Origin of the sequence: Trinickia fusca, assembly GCF_003628145.1 — a bacterium.
Lineage (GTDB): Bacteria > Pseudomonadota > Gammaproteobacteria > Burkholderiales > Burkholderiaceae > Trinickia > Trinickia fusca.
The window spans coordinates 345,072-362,887 of sequence record NZ_RBZV01000003.1 but is presented as its reverse complement, the minus strand read 5'-3'; the positions used below and the strand labels follow the sequence as shown (position 1 = coordinate 362,887).

Sequence of the window (17,816 nt, the reverse complement as noted above, 5' to 3'; positions counted from 1 at the left end):
AATCACCTGCGAAAAGAACTCGGAAGAGCTTGAAAGCGCGTGGACGCGGGGCAGAGCGAAGGCCGCCCGAAGGCGGCACAGCGATTATAGCGACGGCTTGTTGCCCCGCGCGGCGAGCCGTTACATCTTGGCCGGGGCCGAAACGCCGACGATCGCCAGACCGTTGGCCAGCACTTGGCGCGTGGCGGCCAGCAAGGCGATGCGCGCTTCGCGCTCGGCGCGCTCATCGACGAGCACGCGTTCGGCATTGTAGAACGAGTGAAATTCACCGGCGAGGTCGCGCAGGTAGAACGCGACCGCATGCGGCGCGAGCTCGGCGGCCGCGTGCGTGAGCACGTCGGCGTACTCGGCCAGCTTGTGCATGAGCGCCATCGCGCGCACGCTCTGAAGCGGCGTCACGTCGGTTTGCGTGAGCGTGGCCTCGTCGCCGCCGAAGCGCGACTTCCATTCGCCGAGCACCGAGCAGATCCGCGCATGCGCGTACTGCACGTAGTACACCGGGTTCTCGTCGTTCTGCTTCAGCGCGAGGTCGATGTCGAACACGAATTCGGTGTCGGCCTTGCGCGAGATCAGGAAGAAGCGCACGGCGTCGCGGCCGCGCGTGATGGTGGCTTCGTCGAGCAGATCGGGCGCGGTTTCCGAGCCCGGCGTCGCGCCGCCCGACCATTCGATGAGGTCGCGCACCGTCACGTAGCTGCCGGCGCGCTTGGAGATCTTGACCTCCTGGCCGTCGCGCATGACGGTGACCATCTTGTGCAGCACATAGTCGGGATAGCCCGTGGGGATGCCGACGCCGAGCGCCTGGAGCCCCGCGCGCACGCGCGCGATCGTGCCGTGGTGATCGGTGCCCTGCACGTTGATGACCTTCGTGAAGCCGCGCTCCCACTTCGCCACGTGGTAGGCGACGTCGGGCACGAAGTACGTGTAGGTGCCGTCGGACTTGCGCATCACGCGGTCCTTGTCGTCACCGTATTCGGTCGTGCGCAGCCACAGCGCGTCGTCTTCCTCGAACGTCTTGCCCGACGCGATCAACGCCTGCACCGCCTTGTCGACGCGGCCTTCCGTGTACAGCGACGATTCGAGGTAGTACTGGTCGAACTTCACGCCGAACGCCTGCAAGTCCATGTCCTGTTCGTGACGCAGATAGGCGACGGCGAACTTGCGGATCGCCTCGAGATCCTCGACCTCGCCGGCACCCTTGACGGGCTCGCCGTCCTTGGCTGTCACGGTTTCGCCGTTCATGTAGTCCCGAGCGATGTCGCCGATGTATTCGCCGTTGTAGGCCGACTCGGGCCAGCCGGCGTCGCCGGGCTGCAGGCCGCGCGCGCGCGCCTGCGTCGACAGGGCCAGGTTGCGGATCTGCACGCCCGCGTCGTTGTAGTAGAACTCGCGGTGCACATCGCAGCCCTGCGAGGCCAGCACGTTCGCGAGCGCATCGCCGAGCGCGGCCTGACGGGCATGACCCAGGTGCAGCGGGCCAGTCGGGTTGGCCGAGACGAATTCGATCATCGCGTGCTTGCCCGCGGCTTGCGTCGAGCGCCCGAACGCAGGGCCTTCGTTGAGCACGCTGGCGACGACGGCCTGCTTGGCGTTCGACGTGAGACGCAGGTTGATGAAGCCGGGGCCGGCGATCTCGGCGGCTTCGACGAGCCCTTGTGCGGCGCTTTGCGCGTTCAGCGCGTCGACGATACGCTGGGCGAGCGCGCGCGGGTTCTTTTGCAGCGGCTTGGCGAGCTGCATCGCGACGTTGCAGGCGACGTCGCCGTGGGCAGCGACCTTCGGGCGCTCGAGTGCGATGGCGGGGACGAGGGTCGCATCGCCCTGAAGGTCGGCGACGACTTGTTTCACGCTCGCGGTGAGCAGATTTTCGAGAGTCTGTTTTTGTGCGGGCAGCATGCTGGTTCAGTGCAGTCGAATGAGGCGGTCCGCTTGAGCGGACCGGAATGTGGCGAGCGCCGGGCGCGACGAGCGGCGGCGGCTGGCCTGAAAGCTGCGTGTGCTGGTGCGCGGGGCAACGGCGCGCGCTTTCGGTCTGAGACGAATTTTAGCAGGTGCTAATATGTTCAATCAGATGCCCGGACAAGGGCCGCGCCACGCCGGCGCACGGGGCGCTGGCGGCCCAAGGTGCGCGCCTGCCGCGCTGTCTCAACAGAATAAGGGAGTGGGTCATGTTGATTACTTTCAAATGCCGTGCAGCGCCCGACGTCGTCATGCTCGAGAATTTGGCTCAGTATCTGGTTGCCATCGTCGGCAAGCAACTGGGCCAGCGCGGCGTCATCGCGCACGACGAACTCGATAAGGCGATCGCCAAGCTCGAGGAAGCGATCGTCGTCGACAAGAAAGAGACGGCCGAACACGAGGGGCATTTCCACGAGGGCGAGGAAGGTCATGAGCTGCATGAGCTGCCGATCGGCCTCGCGCAGCGCGCCTTTCCGTTCCTCGACATGTTGCGCGCGGCGAAGAAGGAAAACGTCGACGTGCTCTGGGGAGTATGAGGCGCCTCGACGCCTGAGCGGGCAGCCGGTGCACCCGGCCGCCGCACGCTGGTGGTCAAGCGCGTGGCACGCCCGGTGCGGGTTTGCGCTTGACGTTCCACGAATGACGAGAGCCCGCATCGTGCCTGTCGGTCGAAGCGGGCTCTTCGCGTTTACCGGCCCGTGAGCCTCGGGCCGCTTATCGTTCCATCACAACAGCGGCGCCAACGCACGCTGCGCATCGGCCGCTGACAGCCCCATGCGGCGCGCGTAATCGTCGAGCTGATCGCGGTCGATCTTGCCGACCGAAAAGTAGCGGCTCTCCGGGTGCGCGATGTAGAACCCCGACACGCTGGCAGCCGGCAGCATCGCCAGCGATTCGGTCACGCTCATGCCGACTTCTTCCGCTTTTAGCGCCGCGAACATGTCGCGTTTGACGAGGTGGTCAGGGCACGCCGGATACCCGGGCGCCGGGCGAATCCCGGCGTAGCGTTCGGCGATCAGCGCATCGTTGTCGAGCGTTTCGTCGGCCGCATAGCCCCAGAATTCGCGTCGCACGCGTGCATGCATCGCTTCGGCGAACGCTTCGGCGAAGCGGTCGGCCAGCGCCTTGAGCATGATGGCGCTGTAATCGTCGTGATCCGCCAGGAATTGCTGTTCCTTCGCATCGACCCCGAGCCCGGCCGTCACGGCGAACATCCCGATGTAGTCGGCCACGCCGGACTCCTTCGGCGCGATGAAGTCGGCCAGCGAACGGTTCGGGCGCATCACGCCGTCCACGACGGGCCGCACGCTCTGCTGCCGCAGGTTGCGCCAGGTCAGCGCCACTTCGCTGCGCGACTCGTCGGTGTAGATCTCGATGTCGTCGTCGCCGACGGTATTGGCCGGCAGCAGCGCAATGATGCCGTTCGCCGTGAGCCAGCGCCCTTGAATCAGCCGCGAGAGCATCGTCTTGGCGTCGGAGAACACGCGCCGCGCCGATTCGCCGACGATCTCGTCGTTGAGGATCGCGGGGTAGGGGCCGGCGAGGTCCCAGGTCTGGAAGAACGGGCCCCAGTCGATGAAGTTCGCGAGCTCGGCGAGGTCATAGTTCTTGAACACGCGCCGGCCGATGAACTTCGGCTTGACGGGCCGATAGGCCGCCCAATCGAATTTCGTCTTGTTCGCCCGCGCAGCATCGAGCGTGACCATCGGCTGCGCCTTGCGGTTCGCATGCTGCAGGCGGATGCGCTCGTACTCGACTTTCAGTTCGTCGACATAGCGGGCCGCGCCCTCGTCGGAAAGCAGGCTCGATGCGACCGACACCGAACGCGACGCATCGGGCACGTAGACGACGGGCCCTTCGTAGTGCGGTGCGATCTTGACGGCCGTATGCACGCGCGAGGTGGTCGCACCGCCGATCAGAAGCGGGATCTTCTTGATGCGGAAGTATTCGTCACGCTGCATCTCGGAGGCGACGTAGGCCATCTCCTCGAGGCTCGGCGTGATGAGCCCGGACAGGCCCACGATATCGGCGCCTTCGACCTTCGCTTTGGCGAGGATCTCGTTGCACGGCACCATCACGCCCATGTTGACGACTTCGAAGTTGTTGCACTGGAGCACGACCGACACGATGTTCTTGCCGATGTCGTGCACGTCGCCCTTGACGGTCGCGATGACGATCTTGCCCTTGGCGCGCACGTCGCCGCCCGCCTCGGCGAGCCGCCTCTTTTCTTCCTCGATGAACGGAATCAGGTGTGCGACGGCCTGCTTCATCACACGCGCCGACTTGACGACCTGCGGCAGGAACATCTTGCCCTGGCCGAACAGGTCGCCGACGATGTTCATGCCGTCCATCAGCGGACCTTCGATCACGTTGATCGGGCGTCCGCCGGCCGCGGCGATGTTCGCGCGCGCCTCTTCGGTGTCCTCGACGATGAACGTCGTGATGCCGTGCACGAGCGCATGCGCGAGACGGGCTTCGACGCCCTGATTGCGCCACTCGAGGTTCTCCTCCTTCTTCGCGGCGCCGGTCTTGAACTTGTCGGCGATCTCGAGCAGGCGGTCGGTGGCGTCGATGCGGCGATTGAGGATCACGTCTTCGACGCGCTCGCGCAGCTCGGCATCGAGGTCGGCATAGACGCCCAGCTGGCCCGCGTTGACGATGCCCATGTCCATGCCCGCCTGGATCGCGTGATACAGGAACACGGTGTGGATCGCTTCGCGCACGGGATCGTTGCCGCGGAACGAGAACGACACGTTCGAGACGCCGCCGCTCACCTTCGCATAGGGCAGGTTCTGCTTGATCCAGCGCGTCCCTTCGATGAAGTCGACGGCGTAGTTGTTGTGCTCTTCGATGCCCGTCGCGACGGCGAAGATGTTCGGGTCGAAGATGATGTCTTCGGGCGGGAAGCCGACTTCGTCGACGAGGATGCGATACGAGCGCTGGCAGATCTCGGTCTTGCGCGCGCGCGTATCGGCCTGGCCCGTTTCGTCGAACGCCATCACGACGGCTGCCGCGCCATAGCGGCGAATGAGGTTGGCGTGATGCTTGAACGCTTCCTCGCCTTCCTTCAGCGAGATGGAGTTGACGATTGCCTTGCCCTGCACGCACTTGAGGCCCGCCTCGATGACTTCCCACTTCGAGGAGTCGATCATGATCGGCACGCGCGCGATGTCGGGCTCGGAGGCGATCAGATTCAGAAAGCGCACCATCGCGGCTTTCGAATCGAGCATGGCCTCGTCCATGTTGATGTCGATGACTTGCGCGCCGTTTTCGACTTGCTGGCGGGCGACGGCCAGCGCGTCGTCGAACTGGCCGTTCAGGATCATGCGTGCAAACGCCTTCGAACCGGTGACGTTCGTGCGTTCGCCAACGTTGATGAAGAGTGTGCCCGGCGTGACGTTGAACGGCTCGAGGCCGGCAAGGCGCATCGTGTGATCGGTCATGGCGAATGCGGTTTCAAGGTCGTTGGGTAGACCGGCGTAGCCGGCCCGTTTGGAGCGGGAGGTAGCCTGGTGTTATGCAGCGTCGCGATACTGGCCCGGCCAGCGACGCGGCTTGACTTCGGCGAGCGCGCGGGCTATTGCCGCAATATGCTCCGGCGTCGTGCCGCAGCATCCACCGGCGAGATTGACGAGCCCGGCCTGCGCGAATTCCTTCAGGAGCCCTGACGTATCTTCGGGCGTCTCGTCGAAACCCGTCTCGCTCATCGGGTTCGGCAGCCCCGCGTTCGGATAGCACGACACATAGGTATCGCACAGCTTAGCGAGCTCGGCGATGTAAGGACGCATCAGCGCGGCGCCGAGCGCGCAGTTCAGGCCGAATGTGAGCGGCTTCGCGTGGCGCAGCGAGTTCCAGAATGCTTCGACGGTCTGTCCGGACAGGATTCGGCCCGAGGCGTCGGTGACGGTGCCCGAGATCATGACCGGAAGACGCTCGCCCGTATCCTCGAATAGTTCGTCGAGCGCGAACAGCGCGGCCTTCGCGTTCAGCGTGTCGAAGATCGTCTCGACGAGGAACAGATCGGCGCCGCCTTCGAGCAGCGCCTGCGCTTGTTCGTAGTACGCCTGGCGCAGTTCGTCGAACGTGACGTTGCGCGCGCCCGGATCGTTGACGTCGGGCGAGATGCTGGCTGTCTTCGGCGTCGGCCCGATCGCGCCCGCGACGAAGCGCGGCTTATCGGGCGTCGAGTACTTGTCGCATGCAGCGCGCGCAAGCTGCGCCGAGGCCACATTCATCTCACGCACGAGTTCCTGCATGTCATAGTCGGCTTGCGCGGTGACTGTGGCGCCGAACGTATTCGTTTCGATGATGTCGGCGCCGGCCGCGAGATACTGCTCGTGAATCTCACCGATGATTTGCGGCTGCGTGAGCGAGAGCAGTTCATTGTTGCCCTTGATGTCTCTCGCGAAATCCTTGAAACGCTCGCCGCGATAGCCGGCTTCATCGAGCTTGTAGCGCTGGATCATGGTGCCCATCGCGCCGTCGAGAATCAGGATGCGCGAAGCAAGCAATGCGGGCAGTGCCGCGCCACGGGTGTAGTCGGTACGCAAGGCAGGCGAAGCGGTAGAGGCGGACGAGGTCATGGCAAACGAGGCATGGCGCCTGAGCATGGTCGGAATCCGCCATTGTAGCGGCAGCTGTCAGACCTCGCCGGACGCGTCGCCGCGTACCCGCCGTCCAAAAGAAAACCCCGCCCGGCGAGCCGGGCGGGGTCGTATGGTGCCGTCGTGCGGGGTGGTCAGTGCAGCACGACGGGCTGGGTCATGAGGCTGTCGAATTGGCCGAGAAACTCGTCGACTTCGTCGAGTGTCGGCTCTTCCTCGATCAGTTTGCGGACATGTTCGCGAAAGCGTGCCGCCATCGCGCCATCGATGAAGATTTCGCGCTGCGTGTTCTTGTCTACGATTTCGTAGCCACCCGCGTTCATCGCAAGATGGCCGGCTTGCGGCGCAAACTCGACGACACAATAGTTGGGGCTGTTGTAGATCATTTGCATGGCGACACTCCTTATTCCGATGGGCTCCTGGCCGTCTTCCGCCTTATACGTGGAGCGTGTTGTATGGAATTTCAAGGGGTGGGTCTTAAACGACGCTTAAAACCACCGTACACGGACAAACAAACGTACACGTACAAACACAAACATAAAGCATCGTAGACCTGAAGTTTAGACCCCGGCCATACAAAACGTTCGAGCAGCGAGGGAAAACGTGAAGATCGTCCCTACGCTGCCCATGCCGGCCGTTCAGGGTTTTTCGTATACCGACGAGGGCGTCGTGTCGGACGAATCATCCGCTGTCGGTTCAGATCCAGAGGGTGCATTTTCCGCGCCTGGTGGCAGCAGCTTGCCGCGCCAGAGCAGTTCGAACTGTGCGCCGTTCGGTTCCGTCTGGACGATACGCGCCGGCAGCCAGCCCAGCGATTGGGCCAGCCAGATATCGATGCGTCGGCGATCGCCATCGTGGCGTGGCAGACGCATGAAGTGACGTGCCTGGACAAACCCGTCTGCCGTGTGCACCGTTTCGTCGCCGATCGTCTCGATCGGCCAGGTTTCACCGCTGTCGTCGTCGGCCACGTAAAACGCGCGTGTGACACCGGGCGTGTAGGCGTTCGGGTCGCCGCGCACGAGGCTCGCCAATTGCATCACCATGCTGAAGCGGTCCTGCGCACCATCAGGCAGGGCGAGCGTGGCCGCCGTGCGCGTAAAGGCAATCCGCTTTGCGTCGCGATCGAACGTCGTCACGTCTTCGGGACGGCGGCCACGCTGCTCCACATAGCGTACCGGTGCGAGGCCGAATGCATCGATGCGGCCGCGGCTCGCGTACGAAAACGTGCCGACGAACGGCAGCGGGACCGACACGATCATCTCGTAGCCGTTGTCGTCGCTGTGCCAGCGGATCGTGCCGGGCTGGTTCTGCACACCGTTGTAAAACGTCTCGTAGTGCAGATTGCCCGAGGGCGGGACGGAGAATTTGACGCCCGAACTGACGCTCGTGCTGTTGGCGGCGGCTGCCACCGTGACGCTGGCGGCCGGCGCCTTGACCGCACTCGCTGCTGCCGCTGTGCTCACCGCCGCACTCGCGGCAGCGGGCGCCGCGGCCTGCGCATCGAGCGCCTGCAAGACCGGTTCGGCCTGTTGCATATGCCGCTGCACGTGCGTCACGCGAGCCCTGCCCGGACTGTGTGCTGGGGCGGGCGTGTTTGCTTGCGCGATCCGCTCGGGTTGGAGCAGCGTCACCTGGACAGGCGGAGCGGTCCTCGTCGGCGCGAACGTGTCGCGATGACGCTCGATCCAGGTTCCGGCCACGGTGTGCAGCACGAGTGTTGCCGACAACGCGACACCCCAACGCCACGCGCGCGCGGCGCCTACCCGACAGGCGGGCACGGCGCAGGCAACGGTGGCGGCGATGGGAGAGGGCATGGTCGGTTCAACGTCGAGGTATCGATCGGACGTTCCAATCGTTCGAACAACGAAATTTTCCGTATGGACTACGGATGAAAGATACAGCAGAACGCCGCATTTACGGGGGCGCTTAAAGCAAAACACGGGGTTGGACCGTGCACGATGCGGCGATGTTCCTGCCGCGTCGGACCGTTCGGCTCAGCGCGGCTCAGGGCTGTAGCCGAGCTCGTAAGAGAGCTTGTGTGCGCATGCACGCAGCGCGGAAGCGATCTCGCCATCCCACGCGATGTCGAACACGCCCTCATGGCCGAGCGCGATGAGTCCCAGCGCCAGCTGGCCCACGGCGTCGAATACGGGCATGCAAAACGCGTGAATGGTCGGCAGCAACATGCCTTCGACACGCGCGGCGCCGTGCTCGCGCACCTGCTCGAGCGCGCGTTCGACTTCGTCCTGCGTGCGCGGTGCATTGCCGTAGGCGAAACGCTGTGCGTCGGCAAGCTCGCGCTCGATCAGCGGTTGCGTCTTGCTGCGCGGCAGGTAGGCGGCAAACAGCAGTCCCGTGGCGGAACTGAGCAGCGGCATCACATCGCCGAGCTTCAGCGAGGCCTTGGCCGGGTGGCTCGATTCCATCCAATGCACGACCGTCGGCCCCTGATTGCCCCAGACGGCGATGCCGACCGTCGTGTCGAGCCGGTCGCGCAACGCCGTCAGCGCGATGCGCGCGAGCTTCACGCCGTCCACACGCGCCAACCTCGCCAGCCCCATTTGCAGTGCAAAGCCGCCGAGCTCGTAACGGCCGGAGACCGGGTCCTGGGAGACCACGCCAAGGCGTTGGAAGCTGACCAGATAGCGGTGCGCCTTGGCCGGGCTCATCCCTGCGCGCGCCGCGAGGTCGCGCAGCATCATGGCGCGCGGCTCGTGCGTGAGCACGTCGAGCAGGCGAAAGCCGACTTCGATCGACTGAATGCCTGAACGCGCTTTTTCCTCGCCATCGCTGGCGTCATCGGCAGCATCGGCGAGCGGCTCGAGCGCGGCATCGAGCGGGTCGGAATCGGAGCGGACGGAGAGGGGGGCAGGCATCGAAAAGACGTGGCGCGGAAAAATTACACGGCGAAATTACACGGTGAAGCCGACGGCTACGTCGATGCGGCCCTCACCCCGGCGGGGCAGGCTTTGGCACGACGACGCCCAGGCAGTGAATTCACCATCGTAAAATAGATTCCCTCTATCGTCACTACATGCTCCGACCCCTATGAAACTTGCCACGCTGAAGGACGGCTCGCGCGACGGGCAACTGATCGTCGTGTCCCGTGATCTGCGCACGGCGGCCATCGCCGACGCCATCGCGCCGACGCTGCAGCGCGCCCTCGACGACTGGCCGTTTTACGCGCCGCAACTGGCCGAGCTCTATGACGCGCTGAATCATGGCCGCGCGCGCAACACGTTCGCCTTCGACGCGAAAGACTGCATGGCGCCGCTGCCGCGCGCCTACCAATGGGCCGACGGCTCGGCCTACGTCAATCACGTCGAGCTCGTGCGGCGCGCACGCGGTGCCGAGATGCCGCCCGAGTTTTGGACCGACCCGCTGATGTATCAGGGTGGCAGCGACGACTTCCTGGGCCCGCGCGAGGACATCGTCTGTCCTTCGGAGGCATTCGGCATCGACTTCGAGGCCGAAGTGGCGGTCATCACGAGCGACGTGCCGATGGGCGCCACGCCCGATGCGGCGCTCAGAGGTGTGCGGCTCTTGATGCTCGTGAACGACGTGTCGCTGCGCAATCTGATTCCGGCCGAACTCGCCAAAGGCTTCGGCTTCTTCCAAAGCAAGCCGGCTACGGCGTTCTCGCCGGTCGCGGTGACGCTCGACGAGCTCGGCGATCATTGGCGCGAGGGGCGCGTGCACCGGCCGATGATCGTGCATTGGAACGGCAAGAAGGTCGGCCAGCCCGATGCCGGCACCGACATGGTGTTCCACTTCGGCCAACTGATCGCGCATATCGCGAAGACGCGCAACGTGCGCGCGGGTTCGATCGTCGGCTCGGGTACGGTCTCGAACAAGGACGCGAAGCTCGGCTATTGCTGTATCGCCGAGAAGCGCTGCCTCGAGACGATCGCCAACGGCACGCCGCAAACGGAATTCATGAAGTACGGCGACACCGTCAAGATCGAGATGTTCGACGAAGCGGGCAAGTCGATCTTCGGTGCGATCGAGCAAGCGGTGGCGCCGCTCGATCAGACGAGCTAAAGTCCGCACGGCCAGCACGAGTCGCCGGGTTTCGCCCGATGCCGCACGAACGGCCCGGCGGCCTACACTGGGCGGGCAGACCGGCGGCGCCTGACGGTGTGGCAAGCAGCAGCGGCCATTCATGAATCTCATTCGACAGGAGCCACGACGCATGACCGACACGACGAGCCCCGAGCCTCACATGAGCGACCTTGCCTGCTACGCCCACTATCGATCGCTGCGTCTGCAGCGTCATCCGCACGGCGTGCTGGAAGTCGTGATGAGCGGCGAGGGCATGAACCGCAGCAACCTCGCAGCGGCCGACGCGGACATGCACCGCGAGCTCGCCGATATCTGGCGCGACATCGATCGCGACCCGGCCACGCGCGTGGCGATCATCCGCGGGGAAGGCAAAGGCTTTTCGGCCGGTGGCGACCTCGGGCTCGTCGAGCAGATGGCCGAACATTTCGAGGTGCGCGCACGCGTGTGGCGCGAGGCGCGCGACCTCGTCTACAACGTCATCAACTGCAGCAAGCCGATCGTTTCGGCGATGCACGGGCCGGCCGTCGGCGCAGGGCTCGTCGCGGGTTTGCTCGCCGATGTGTCGATCGCCGCGAACGACGCGCGCATCATCGACGGGCACACACGCCTCGGCGTCGCCGCTGGCGATCACGCGGCCATCGTCTGGCCGTTGCTGTGCGGCATGGCCAAGGCCAAGTACTACTTGCTGCTGTGCGAGGCCGTGAGCGGCGTCGAGGCGGAGCGCATCGGCCTCGTCTCGCTGGCCGTCGACGAGCAGGCGTTGTTGCCCAAGGCATTCGAAGTGGCGACGCGGCTCGCGCAAGGCTCGCAAACGGCCATCCGCTGGACCAAGTACGCCTTGAACAACTGGCTGCGCATGGCAGGACCGACGTTCGATGCGTCGCTCGCGCTCGAATTCATGGGCTTTTCGGGGCCGGACGTGCACGAGGGCATTCGTTCGCTGCGCGAGCGGCGCGCGCCCGAGTTTCCGGACAACGGCGACGCGTTCTGAGCGCCGTCACGTGGCGAAGCGCATGCGATCACGCTGAAGCGCTCGCGCCCATTTTCTTTCCGTTCGATTCGCTCGCAAGGGAGGACAGACGCAAATGACCGAAACCGCTGGCGAGAAGCCTTTTCCTGGCTTCCCGGGTTTTCCACCCGCTGAAATGCTCGACAAGATGTGGGACATGATGCGGCTCACGCCGTTCGGCGCGGCGTTTCCGGGCATGAACCCGGGCACTGCGCAGGGGATGGGCTCGCCGCTCGCGGCGATGTCGGACCTGATGACGCCGCTCATGAACGTCGAAGAGCTCGACAAGCGCATCACCGACATGCGGGCCGTCGAGCAATGGCTCAAGCTGAACCTGAACATGCTGCAATCGGCGATTCAGGCGCTCGAGGTGCAACGCGCGACGCTCTCGACGCTGCGTGCGTTCGGTGCGTTCGCGCAGGCGTCGATGTCGCAGCCGGCATCGTCTTCGACAGAGTCGGCTTCGCCGTCGCCGTGGTCGTCAGGGGCCGCCAGCGCGACCGGCTCAGCGGCTGCCGATGCCGACCAGGCACAGACGGGCGGCGCGGCAGAGGCCGGCGCGGCTGCACAAGCCGCGCAGTTCGATCCGTCGGCCTGGTGGAACCTGTTGCAATCGCAATTCAATCAGCTCGCCTCGTTCGCGATGACACAGCCCGGCACGGCCGAGGCGGCGAGCGCGGCCGGCAAGCCGGGCGCGCGCAACGCGGGTTCACGGGAGCGCAGCGCGACCGGGGCGGGGGAGACCGCGGGGGCGGCAGGTCCCAAAGGCGCCGCGGCCAAGCCCGCCGCGAAACGCGCCGCGCCGCGCAAGTCGGCCGGCAAGCCGCGTGGCCCGGCCGCTTCGTCGTCGCAGTCGAAGTGAGTAGGGTCGCTTTGATCAGGGCGCGCACCCGCGGCGCTTCGCCATCACCGAGTCCTGACGCTCCGTGCGGCTCGCGCTCGTCCTGATGGGGGGCGGCGCGCGTGCCGCCTACCAGGTCGGCGCGCTGAAGGCGCTCGTCGAGATCGCCCACGACGTCGACCCCGAACGGCGCTCTTCGCCGTTCACCGTCATCTGCGGCACGTCGGCGGGCGCGATCAACGCGGCCTCGATCGCGAGTCATGCCGACGACTTCGCGCATGGCGTCGATCGGCTCATCGATTTCTGGTCGCACATCCGCCCGGGCCAGGTCTACCGGACGGACTGGCCCGGCGTCGCGGCGGCCGGGGCGCGCTGGCTCGCCGCAATGAGTTTCGGCTGGGCGGTGCGGCGCACCCCGCGCGCGTTGTTCGACAACGGCCCGCTAGTGCACTTGCTGCGCGATGCCCTGAGCTTTCATCGCATCCAGGAGGTGCTCGATGCACGGGCGCTGCATGCATTGTCGATTACGGCACTCAGTTATTCGAGTGGACGCCATCTGACGTTCTACCAGGCCGCCGAGCCGATCCAGGCGTGGCGCCGTGCCCAGCGCGGGGCGCGCATGGTGGCGCTTACGCCCGAGCATTTGCTGGCGTCGGCGGCCATTCCGCTCATCTTTCCCGCCGTGCCGCTCGAACTCGACGGCCGTGTCGAGTATTTCGGCGACGGCTCGATCCGCCAGATCGCGCCGCTGAGCCCGGCCATCCATTTCGGTGCGCAACGCATCGTCGTGCTCGGCGCGGCTGCCCCGCGTCCCGAGGTGCCGGTGGCCGTGCCCGACGAACGCGGCTATCCGTCGCTCGCGCAGATCGGCCAGCAGGTGATGGCAAGCGTCTTCCTCGATTCGATCGGCGCAGATATCGAGCGTATCGAACACATCAACAACGTGATCGATCATTTGCCGCAGCAGGTGGAGCCGGAAAGCGGCTGGCGGCACATCGACGTGTTGCCGATCGCGCCGAGCGAGCGCATCGAGGTGCTGGCCGTGCAGCATCTGAAGCGGCTGCCGCTGACGGTGCGCGGACTGCTCGGCGCGGTCGGCGGCAACCGTGCGGCGGGGGCCTCGTTCGCGAGCTACCTGCTGTTCGAGGCCGAGTTCGCGCGCGAGCTGATCGAGCTCGGCTACCGCGACGCGCTCGCGCGTCGCGAGCAATTGGCTGCGTGGATCGCCACGGCCAATCACGGCACGCATGCGAACGCGCAAGGCCGGTCCGGCGCGAACGGCAACGGCAATGGCGATGGTAACGGTGGCAATCACCCTAGTGCCGAGCCGAAGATCGGCGTCGATGCGCAAGGCAGTCGCACGGGGCGTTGAAGCGAAGCGAGGTACGACGTGGGCATGAACGGTCCTGAAAGGTCCACGTGCTATCATTCGAAAGCTTTCGATCCGTGGGCGCACCCAACGAAAACCATGATCGCGGCAGTTTCGTCTCGCCGCCGCCCGCGCGAGCAAAGACCTGAAGGCTCGGCGCCACGGGGCGAGCCTTGCGTTCCCGCAACGGGCCGTCCGATTCCCGGCGATGATGAACGTGCGCTCCGCAGGCGGACAACTGTCGCGGGAATGGGCTTTGAGCTTCGTCAATTGGCGGAGACAATTACCGCGTAAAATCACAAACTTTGCTGCGCTTGCGCGCCTATCGGCTTGCTCGCAGCAATAGTTGAAACGTTGAAATCAGGCGAGTCGCAAAGGCAGAACAGGGGTGGGACTATGAACACCATGCTTTATCCGGAACTTTACAAATCGCTCGAATCGGTCCGATGGGACATGGAGAAGGACATCCCCTGGGACAAGTTCGATGCGTCCCTGCTCACTGACGAGCAGGCGACGACGATCAAGATGAACGCGATCACCGAGTGGTCGGCGCTGCCCGCCACGGAGATGTTCCTGCGCGATAATCGCGACGACAGCGACTTCTCCGCGTTCATGAGCGTGTGGTTCTTCGAAGAGCAAAAGCACTCGCTGGTCCTGATGGAGTATCTGCGCCGCTTCAAGCCCGAGCTCATGCCGACCGAAGAAGAACTGCATGCCGTGCGCTTCGCGTTCGATCCGGCGCCGCCGCTCGAGACGCTGATGCTGCACTTCTGCGGTGAAATCCGTCTGAACCACTGGTATCGCCGTGCCGCCGAGTGGCATACCGAGCCGGTCATCAAGCACATCTACGAAACAATCTCGCGCGACGAGGCCCGTCACGGCGGCGCGTATCTGCGCTACATGAAGAAGGCGCTCGTCAACTGCGGCGACGTGGCGCGCGCGGCGTTCTCGAAGATCGGCGTGCTGATGGCGTCGGCGCGTCGCACCGAAAAGCCGCTGCACCCGACGAACCTGCATGTGAACCGCGATCTGTTCCCGCGCGATACCGTGCAGTCGCGTCTGCCCGACCCCGAGTGGCTCGAGCGCTGGCTCGACGAGCAGATCCGCTTCGACGACGGCTGGGAGAAGAAGGTCGTCGAACGCATTCTGCATAACCTGTCGATCCTGTTCGAGCGCACGTTCACGACGGCGCAGGAACTGAACCGCTACCGCAAGGAAGTGACGGCACGTCTGCAATCGCAGCAGGGCCCGGCCGAGCATCAGCCCGCCTGACGCTGTCGTCATGTCCGAATTCTTCGAACGCAAGATCCTCACGCGCGAGGCACTCGTTGCACGGCGTGCCTCGATGTCCGCGCCTGTCGTTTTCACGAACGGCGTGTTCGACATCCTGCATCGCGGGCACGTGACCTATCTCGCGCGGGCCAAGGCGCTCGGTGCGTGCCTGATCGTCGGTGTGAACAGCGACGCGTCGGTGCGCATGCTCGGCAAGGGCGATGACCGCCCGATCAACCGCGAGGACGACCGCATGGCACTCCTCGCGGCGCTCGAGAGCGTCGACTGGGTCGTGCGCTTCGAGGAGCAGACGCCGGTCGACCTGATCGCGGCCGTGCGGCCCGACATCCTCGTCAAGGGTGGCGATTACGACATGGATGCGTTGCCCGAATCCGCGCTCGTGCGCGGCTGGGGCGGGCGGGCACTCGCCATTGCGTTCGAGCATGAGCGCTCGACGACAGCGCTGCTGAAGAAGGTCCGCGCGCACGGCGCGTGACGCATGCCGGCCTGTCGGCCGGGGCAAGCTGCTTCTCTGGTCTACCTCATTTCCCTATTCGCTCAGCCGCTCAGCCGCTCAGCGCCGAAGCCGCGATGGCCGGCGCCGGTGCCGGCTGGCCGACGACGGCCTGATCGCCGGCTTCGGCCGCCGACAGCGGTCGCGTCTTCAGCCATTCCGGATGGACCTGATGGTTCAGGTGGTCGGGCTCGCGCGCGCCCGAGGCGGGCAGCGCGCCCAGCATGCCGCTCGCCAGCGCGAATGCAACCAGGTTGGCGAGCAGCAGGATGACGATCAGCCAACGCAACATCGTGAATCTCTCCGTAAAAAGGATCAGACGGCATCGGGCGGCCTAAGTTGCCGCGGCTTGTCTTGCGATCAGCGCGAGTCCGGCCAGCACGAGGCCGTCGTGCCGCGTGTACGGCACCAATAGCGCATGCGTCACTTCGGGCGCCGCCCCGCCGCCGATCACGAGCCGCACCGGGGCATCCCAGGCGCGGCATAGCTCGTGCCACGCGCGTTCGATGAGGCCCGTCTGGGCGAGCAGCGCGCCCGACGAAATCGCGGCGCGCGTGTCGGTTGCGAACCAGCGGTGGGCACGCGCATCGCCGACCAGTTCGCGTGCCGAATCGGCCGCCAGCGTTGGCAACTGTGCCGTGTGATCGCCGAGGGAGCGCATCATCAACGCCCATCCGGGAGCGATCAAGCCACCCGTGAACGTGCCGTCGGCGCGCAGCGCCTCGAGCGTCGTGGCGGTGCCCAACGTGGCGATCAGCAGATGCTCGCCCGCAAATGCCGCGTGCGCGCCGATCATACCGGCCCAGCGGTCGCTGCCGAGCTGCTGCGGCTGCTCATAGCCGTTCGTCACGCCGCATTGGTGTGCGCATGCGCGAATCGTCGTGCGGGGCAGGGCGGGCCAGTGTGCGTCGAGGAGCGCCGCGAGCCGGGCGGCCACGGCGTCGCCGGCCACGTTCGAAATCCATGCGCTGCCCGGCGCCGGCAGCGACTGCCACGCCGGTTCGTCGACCGGGCGGGTATCCGGCTTCGCATCCGCATCGGCATGGTCGAACGCGCCTTGTTCGACGGTGATCCCTTGCGCATCGACGAGCGCCCATTTGATGCGGCTGTTGCCGGCGTCGACGAGCAGAAACGGGGCGCGTGGCTTCATGGCGTCGAGGGCGCGAGGCGCAGCGAGACGTCGCCCGTGGCCACCGCTTGTACACCGTCGGCTGTGGCGACGAGCAATTGGCCGATTTCGTCGACGCCGAGCGCGCGGCCACGCAGCACTTCTTTGCCGTGCTCGAGCAGCACGACGTCACGGTCCGCATACGCGTGGCAAGCATGCCAGTCTCCGCGAAACGGCGCGAAGCCCGTCTCGCCGAAGCGCGCGAGCATGGCGGCGAGCGCCTCGAGCACGGCACCGAGCGTATCGGTCAGGTTCGCGTCGGGCAGCGCCTGCGAGAGGGCGGCGGGCGGAGTCGCGCGCGCTTGCGCCGGCACATTGGCGGCGCTGGCAGCCAAGTGTGCCAGCAGTGCTTCGTCGTGCCGCACATTGATGCCGGCGCCGATCACGACCGCGCATGCCGCAGGCGTGCTCCACGCCGTTTCGATGAGGATGCCGGCGAGCTTGCCGCCGTCGAGCAGCACGTCGTTCGGCCATTTGAGCGCGATGCGCGAGCGGTCGTCGAGCGGCAGCGTGCGCAGCCCTTCGACGAGTGCCGCACCTACGGCCAGGCTCAAGCCGGCCAGGCCGCTCAGTGTGCGCGGCAGCACGCAGGCGAGCGAGAACATCAGCGTGTGCCCCGGTGCCGCATGCCACACGCGGCCTTGACGACCTCGCCCGGCCGTCTGCAGATAGGCGACACGCACGGCCTGGATGCCGGGCGGCACGCTTTCGCGCGGCATCGCCTTCACGCGCGCCATCAGATCGGAATTCGTGGAGGCCGTTTGCTCGACGATCTCGAGGGTGCAAGCCGTGACGGCATGCGGCGCGCGGGCCAGCACGCGCGCGCGGTCGATGCCCCAGTCGGGCGCTGACGGTATTGCCGGCTGCGAAGAGGAAGTGAGGTCGGTCATGATGCGTATTGTAGTAGTAGGGCCGCACCATAGCCTCGCTTCAGCGCTCAATGTGGCACGTCGAGGCAGTCGCCGAGCGTCCCCGGAGCGGCGGGATATCGAGTCGCTGCGGGCAACGCACCGCCTTG

16 protein-coding genes are annotated in these 17,816 nt (G+C 65.7%); 7 read left to right on the top strand and 9 right to left on the bottom strand.

The annotated features are described in order from the left end of the window. Nucleotides 1–120: 120 nt before the first annotated feature. Nucleotides 121–1,896 carry an arginine--tRNA ligase gene (argS, locus tag D7S89_RS10940; protein ID WP_121277674.1) on the bottom strand — a complete coding sequence of 592 codons (1,776 nt, stop codon included), beginning with the start codon at nt 1,894–1,896 and terminating at the stop codon, nt 121–123. A 272-nt stretch (nt 1,897–2,168) separates the two neighbouring features. Here argS and D7S89_RS10935 point away from each other — a divergent pair, with 272 nt between their 5' ends. Continuing rightward, the gene (locus D7S89_RS10935) at nt 2,169–2,495 is read left to right on the top strand and encodes a DUF1840 domain-containing protein (protein WP_121277673.1); all 327 of its coding nucleotides are present in this window, start codon (nt 2,169–2,171) and stop codon (nt 2,493–2,495) included. Between the two features lie 189 nt (nt 2,496–2,684). Here the strand turns inward: D7S89_RS10935 and metH are convergent, their stop codons facing one another. The 5 genes from metH to D7S89_RS10910 all read right to left on the bottom strand — a co-directional run bounded on the left by metH (nt 2,685) and on the right by D7S89_RS10910 (nt 9,439). After that, nucleotides 2,685–5,402: a methionine synthase gene (gene metH / locus D7S89_RS10930; RefSeq protein ID WP_183085152.1), complete on the bottom strand. Its 2,718-nt coding sequence runs from the start codon at nt 5,400–5,402 to the stop codon at nt 2,685–2,687. A gap of 72 nt (nt 5,403–5,474) precedes the next feature. Next, nucleotides 5,475–6,542, bottom strand: a complete 1,068-nt coding sequence (locus D7S89_RS10925; protein ID WP_121277672.1) for a homocysteine S-methyltransferase family protein — start codon at nt 6,540–6,542, stop codon at nt 5,475–5,477. A gap of 155 nt (nt 6,543–6,697) precedes the next feature. Beyond that, nucleotides 6,698–6,955 carry a BTH_I0359 family protein gene (locus D7S89_RS10920; protein WP_121277671.1) on the bottom strand — a complete coding sequence of 86 codons (258 nt, stop codon included), beginning with the start codon at nt 6,953–6,955 and terminating at the stop codon, nt 6,698–6,700. Between the two features lie 246 nt (nt 6,956–7,201). Then, entirely contained in the window at nt 7,202–8,377 is a 1,176-nt protein-coding gene (locus tag D7S89_RS10915; RefSeq protein ID WP_121277670.1) for a DUF3108 domain-containing protein, read from the bottom strand. Between the two features lie 180 nt (nt 8,378–8,557). Continuing rightward, nucleotides 8,558–9,439, bottom strand: a complete 882-nt coding sequence (locus tag D7S89_RS10910) for an IclR family transcriptional regulator (RefSeq protein ID WP_121277669.1) — start codon at nt 9,437–9,439, stop codon at nt 8,558–8,560. Nucleotides 9,440–9,611: 172 nt separating this feature from the next. Here D7S89_RS10910 and D7S89_RS10905 point away from each other — a divergent pair, with 172 nt between their 5' ends. The 6 genes from D7S89_RS10905 to rfaE2 all read left to right on the top strand — a co-directional run bounded on the left by D7S89_RS10905 (nt 9,612) and on the right by rfaE2 (nt 15,612). Then, on the top strand, nt 9,612–10,604 hold the full coding sequence (locus D7S89_RS10905; protein WP_121277668.1) for a fumarylacetoacetate hydrolase family protein: 993 nt from the start codon (nt 9,612–9,614) through the stop codon (nt 10,602–10,604). 181 nt (nt 10,605–10,785) lie between these two features. After that, on the top strand, nt 10,786–11,616 hold the full coding sequence (locus D7S89_RS10900; protein WP_121277927.1) for an enoyl-CoA hydratase/isomerase family protein: 831 nt from the start codon (nt 10,786–10,788) through the stop codon (nt 11,614–11,616). Between the two features lie 94 nt (nt 11,617–11,710). Next, nucleotides 11,711–12,496 (top strand): PhaM family polyhydroxyalkanoate granule multifunctional regulatory protein, encoded by a 786-nt coding sequence (locus D7S89_RS10890; RefSeq protein ID WP_183085151.1) that lies wholly within the window; start codon nt 11,711–11,713, stop codon nt 12,494–12,496. Nucleotides 12,497–12,560: 64 nt separating this feature from the next. Beyond that, nucleotides 12,561–13,847, top strand: a complete 1,287-nt coding sequence (locus D7S89_RS10885; protein ID WP_121277665.1) for a patatin-like phospholipase family protein — start codon at nt 12,561–12,563, stop codon at nt 13,845–13,847. A 402-nt stretch (nt 13,848–14,249) separates the two neighbouring features. After that, nucleotides 14,250–15,116 carry a ferritin family protein gene (locus D7S89_RS10880; protein WP_183085165.1) on the top strand — a complete coding sequence of 289 codons (867 nt, stop codon included), beginning with the start codon at nt 14,250–14,252 and terminating at the stop codon, nt 15,114–15,116. 10 nt (nt 15,117–15,126) lie between these two features. Next, a complete protein-coding gene (rfaE2, locus tag D7S89_RS10875) occupies nt 15,127–15,612 on the top strand; it encodes a D-glycero-beta-D-manno-heptose 1-phosphate adenylyltransferase (RefSeq protein ID WP_121277663.1) in 486 nt (161 codons plus the stop codon). Nucleotides 15,613–15,682: 70 nt separating this feature from the next. On the opposite strand, the gene D7S89_RS10870 is transcribed toward rfaE2, so the two are convergent. Genes D7S89_RS10870 through D7S89_RS10860 form a run of 3 tightly spaced genes read right to left on the bottom strand, consistent with a single transcriptional unit; the run spans nt 15,683 to nt 17,688 of the window. Continuing rightward, nucleotides 15,683–15,922 (bottom strand): hypothetical protein, encoded by a 240-nt coding sequence (locus tag D7S89_RS10870; RefSeq protein WP_121277662.1) that lies wholly within the window; start codon nt 15,920–15,922, stop codon nt 15,683–15,685. A gap of 42 nt (nt 15,923–15,964) precedes the next feature. Continuing rightward, a complete protein-coding gene (locus tag D7S89_RS10865) occupies nt 15,965–16,780 on the bottom strand; it encodes a type III pantothenate kinase (protein WP_121277661.1) in 816 nt (271 codons plus the stop codon). After that, nucleotides 16,777–17,688 carry a biotin--[acetyl-CoA-carboxylase] ligase gene (locus tag D7S89_RS10860; protein ID WP_121277660.1) on the bottom strand — a complete coding sequence of 304 codons (912 nt, stop codon included), beginning with the start codon at nt 17,686–17,688 and terminating at the stop codon, nt 16,777–16,779. Before D7S89_RS10860 ends, D7S89_RS10865 begins: the two co-directional genes overlap by 4 nt. Nucleotides 17,689–17,816 lie beyond the last annotated feature (128 nt).